Raw genomic sequence first — 4,330 nt, 5'->3', positions numbered from 1 at the left:
TCAACACAAAGCAAGGGCGGTCTACACGGCAGATTCCGATTATGTGTTCGCTGGCGATACTGGCAAGCCTCGATGGGCGGGCATCCTGCTCACCGACCACATCAAACCCGCAGCCGCCGAGGCCAAGATTGGCAAGGTGGGATGGCACACGTTCCGGCACTATCTACCCTTCCTGACTATGTCTTGTAATCGCTCGCCAGCCTAATGATTACGGGCCGATGCATGTAGCGGCATCGACATAGTATTGACTCCTCAACCCCGTACAAGGGGAGAAAAGAGTCTTCCGTGAAATACATCATCGATAATCGAATAATTCTGTCGCGAGCGCCGGAAGGGCCGCTCGCGGAATACATCGTGCGCTTTGAAAGGGCCATGCGTGGGCAGGGGTATGCCCGCTATTCGCTGTACCGGCAGGTTTTGCTTGCGGCGTGTTTCAGCGAATGGCTTAGAAAACGGGATGTCGCACTACGCGGCATCACCTCAGATCATCCGCAGCAGTACTTGCGTTACCGGGCTCGGAGGGTGCGACCGAGCCGAGGGGACGCTGCCGCGCTCCGGCATCTGCTCGATTTTCTGCGCCATGAGCACGCGATTCCCACGGAGAAGAAAGTGTCAGCTCGTCCGCTGACCTCTGCGGAGCGCTGTGCCCAGGCCTACGAGCAGCACTTACGGGAAGCGCGCGGCTTGGCCAGAGCCACGATCATCAACTACGTTCCGTTCATTCGCAGTTTTCTGAAGGACCGCTTCGGCGGCGCTCGGCGGCGCACCCGCCACTCTGTCGCACCTGTGTGCCCGCGACGTCGTGGCATTCGTACAGCACCTGGCACCGCGCTTGCACCCGAAGCGAGCGAAACTCCTAACCAGCGCGTTACGTTCCTTCCTGCAGTATGCGCGCTATCGCGGGGAGGTAAAGCTGGATCTAGCGGCTGCCGTCCCCATCGTGCCTAACTGGTCGATGTCATCGATCCCCCGAGCGATTGGAATGGACGCAGTCCGTCAGTTGCTGGCCAGCATCGACCGGAGTACGGCGGTTGGCCGTCGCGATTACGCCATCCTGCTCCTGCTCGCACGCTTGGGTTTACGTTCAGGCGAAGTGGCGTTTCTCGAACTCGATGGGATCGACTGGAAGGCGGGGCAGCTGAGCGTTCGCGGCAAGAGTGGTCAGCGCAGCGACCTACCGTTGCCCGTGGAAGTGGGTAAAGCGATCGCCGCGTATCTGCGGTATGGACGGCCACGATGTAGCAGTCGGCGCGTGTTCTTGCGTGCCAGAGCTCCCGTCTGCGGCTTTCAAGGCGCCTGTGGTGTTGGATCAATCGTACGGCATCGCCTTCAGCGGGCCGGTGTTGATGCTCCTACTTACGGAGCCCATCAGTTTCGGCATGGATTAGCCACCGAGATGTTGCGTCAGGGCGCCTCGCTTGGTGAGATCGGTGAGTTGTTGGGTCACCATAACCCTCAAACCACCAAGATCTACGCGAAAGTGGATCTCGATGCCCTGCGAACCCTCGCCATGCCGTGGCCGGGAGGTACGCGATGACCACGCTTCGTGACGCCGTAGGGGAATACCTGAAGTTGCGCCGCAGCTTAGGATTCAAATTGCATGAGACTGGCAAGCTGTTACTGGCCTTCGTCCAATTCATGGAAGAGCAGCGCTCCTCCTACATCACGGCCCCGTTGGCGCTCGCCTGGGCGCAGCAATCATCGACCGTGCAACCCGCAGAATGGGCGCGCCGCCTGAGTGTGGTGCGCACTTTCGCGCGCCATCGGAGTGCAACCGATCTGCGCACGCAGATTCCGCCGCCGGGCTTGTTGCCCTTCCAACCGAAGCGGGCGCGACCTTACCTGTACTCTGCGGAAGAGATCCGCAGCTTATTGCGCGCCGCCCTCCGGATGCCCTATCGGTATAAGCGCGATAAGCTGCGACCGCAGGTTTTTTATTGTCTGCTCGGACTGCTGAGCGTTTCCGGTCTACGCCTCGGCGAAGCACGCAACCTCGAACTGCAAGATGTGGATCTGGAGGCGGCGGTGTTGACGATCCGCGGCGCCAAGTTCGGTAAAACTCGCCTCGTACCTTTGCATGCCTCGACCTGTGCGGTGCTGGCGGACTATATCGCCAGACGTCGGCGCCATTGGGTGGGACGAGTAGTGTCCTCTTATTTGTTCGTCTCCAACCGGGGCCATCGATTGGATGGCGGAGAGATTCATCGAACGTTCTATGCGTTGTCTCGACAGATCGGTCTGCGGGGCCCCTCGGACAGTCATGGCCCTCGTCTGCACGACCTGCGTCATCGCTTTGCGACGAATACCCTCGTGCAATGGTATCAGTCCGGTCAGGATCCCGAGCGGCGACTTCCCTTGTTGTCTGCCTACCTTGGCCATGTGCACGTCGCCGACACCCAGTGGTATTTGGAAGGCTCCCCGGAACTCATGCGTGAAGCGATGCGGCGGTTAGAGCAGCGCTGGGAGGGTCGGCTATGAACACCTCCCTCGGCCTGGCAGCGCTATTGGAGCGTTTTTTCACTCAGCGCCTGATGCAGCAGCGTCAGGCGAGTCCTCACACCGTCAGTTCCTATCGTGACACCTTCCGTCAGTTCCTGAAGTTCACCGAGCAGCGATTACACAAAGCACCGTCGCAGCTAAACTTCCAGGAGATCGATGCACCCTTGGTCATGGCGTTTCTGGATCATTTGGAGATGCATCAAGGCGTCAGCATTCGGAGCCGCAATCTACGTCTTACGGCTCTGCACTCTTTCTTTCGTTTTGCAGCCTTCGAGGCGCCAGCCCATTCCGCCCAGATCCAACGTGTGCTGGCCATCCCCAGCAAGCGTTTTACCCGAACCTTGGTTCAATTTCTCACCCGCCCGGAAGTGGATGCCTTACTGGCGGCTCCGGATCAGCGCACTTGGTCGGGCCGCCGTGATCACGCCTTCATTTTGCTGGCCGTACAAACTGGCCTGCGCCTCTCGGAGATGAGCGGACTCCAACGGCAGGACATGATTCTGGGAACCGGTGCCCACGTGCGGGTAATTGGAAAGGGGCGCAAAGAACGCTGTACGCCCATCGCCCGATCCACCCTCGTTGTCTTGAAGGCCTGGTTGCGTGAGCCCCAGCGAGGTGACGGAAACATCCTGTTCCCCAGCGCCCGAGGTGAACGACTCAGCGTCCACGGCGTGCAGTACTTGCTGAACAAGCATCGCATGACGGCTTCCCGCGTGTGCCCTTCGTTGAGAGACAAGCGGGTCACTGTCCATCGATTGAGGCACACGACGGCCATGGAACTTCTCCAAGGGGGCGTCGACCGTTCCGTGATCGCGCTGTGGCTGGGTCACGAGCGTGTTGAAACTACGCAAATCTATCTCGAGGCGACGCTGGCCATGAAGGAGAAAGTACTGGCGAAGACCTCCCCTCCGCACGGACGACGGGGGCGCTATAAACCGGGCGACCGACTCCTCGCCTTCCTGAGCGATCTGTAACCGGCCTAAAACTATGTCGGGTAATGTCAGGGGCCTTGCCCACGCCGAACTGAATTCTCCAGGCCAAGTCTGCGCAGGCTCTCAATTACCCGACATAGTTAGGAAGGGCATATAGTGTCGACTATGTCTCTGAAGACATAGCCGGCACAGCTATGCCACGCACCTTCTGGAAGCCGGCGCCGATCTGCGTACTATCCAGTTGTTGTTGGGCCATCAGGAATTGAAAGACACGATCATCTATCTGCACCTGTCGCAGCGTCATCTGCATGCCGCCATCAACCCGCTGGACCAGATCGAGCTTCGCGCTTATGGCGAAAAACCGCCGACGGAGGATGAAGATAAGTGACGCGGCCACCCTGGGAGGTGGCTGATGTCATCCGCAAAACCGGAAGCAAGTTCCTGGAATGCTATCGCCATTCGCTGACGTGGGCGCAGGTCAAAGTGCTCACGGCTATCGTGCGCTGCCGTACGGCGGCCCTCGGCGGGCACCGTGACCAATGCTTACGCTGCGGCTATCAAGCCATCTCATATAACTCGTGCCGAAACCGGCATTGTCCGAAGTGTCAGACCAATGCGCGGGAAAAGTGGCTGCACCAGCGGCAACAGGAACTCCTGCCGGTGGACTACTAGCACCTGGTCTTCGGCATCCCGCACACGCTCGTGCCGCTGGTCTGGCAGAATAAGAAGGTCCTGTTCACCCTCTTATTCGAGGCCGCGGCGGCCACCTTGCTGGAAGTGGCGGCCGATCCCAAACATCTCGGTGCGGAGATCGGATTTCTCAGCATCCTGCACACCTGGGGACAGACCTTGCAGCCGCACCCCCACCTGCACTGCGTCGTGCCGGGAGGAGGACTGTC

Annotated in this window: 6 protein-coding genes and 1 pseudogene; all 7 read left to right on the top strand. The window is 59.6% G+C overall.

The features are described 5' to 3' along the window. The coding region (locus LAN64_20575; GenBank protein ID MBZ5570221.1) for a hypothetical protein at positions 1-205 on the top strand (205 nt) is incomplete at its 5' end. An 80-nt stretch (positions 206-285) separates the two neighbouring features. Next, positions 286-1,537, top strand: a pseudogene (locus LAN64_20570) (site-specific integrase). Next, a complete protein-coding gene (locus LAN64_20565; protein ID MBZ5570220.1) occupies positions 1,534-2,478 on the top strand; it encodes a tyrosine-type recombinase/integrase in 945 nt (314 codons plus the stop codon). Before LAN64_20570 ends, LAN64_20565 begins: the two are co-directional and overlap by 4 nt. Next, positions 2,475-3,473, top strand: a complete 999-nt coding sequence (locus LAN64_20560; GenBank protein ID MBZ5570219.1) for a site-specific integrase — start codon at positions 2,475-2,477, stop codon at positions 3,471-3,473. Before LAN64_20565 ends, LAN64_20560 begins: the two co-directional genes overlap by 4 nt. Before the next feature lie 166 nt (positions 3,474-3,639). Further along, on the top strand, positions 3,640-3,819 hold the full coding sequence (locus LAN64_20555; protein MBZ5570218.1) for a hypothetical protein: 180 nt from the start codon (positions 3,640-3,642) through the stop codon (positions 3,817-3,819). After that, the gene (locus LAN64_20550) at positions 3,816-4,103 is read left to right on the top strand and encodes a transposase zinc-binding domain-containing protein (GenBank protein ID MBZ5570217.1); all 288 of its coding nucleotides are present in this window, start codon (positions 3,816-3,818) and stop codon (positions 4,101-4,103) included. Before LAN64_20555 ends, LAN64_20550 begins: the two co-directional genes overlap by 4 nt. A 30-nt stretch (positions 4,104-4,133) precedes the next feature. After that, positions 4,134-4,330: transposase (locus LAN64_20545; protein MBZ5570216.1), on the top strand; the 197-nt coding region annotated here is incomplete at its 3' end.

It is taken from the genome of Terriglobia bacterium (assembly GCA_020073185.1).
GTDB lineage: Bacteria > Acidobacteriota > Terriglobia > Terriglobales > Acidobacteriaceae > JAIQGF01.
Note: the sequence above shows the minus strand (reverse complement) of the source record. Positions and strands in the feature narration are given on the sequence as shown.

Excerpts from the sequence above, each read along its gene's own strand:
- LAN64_20560 (MBZ5570219.1), top strand. The coding sequence starts at position 2,475 with ATGAACACCTCCCTCGGCCTGGCAGCGCTATTGGAGCGTTTTTTCACT.
- LAN64_20565 (MBZ5570220.1), top strand. The coding sequence starts at position 1,534 with ATGACCACGCTTCGTGACGCCGTAGGGGAATACCTGAAGTTGCGCCGC.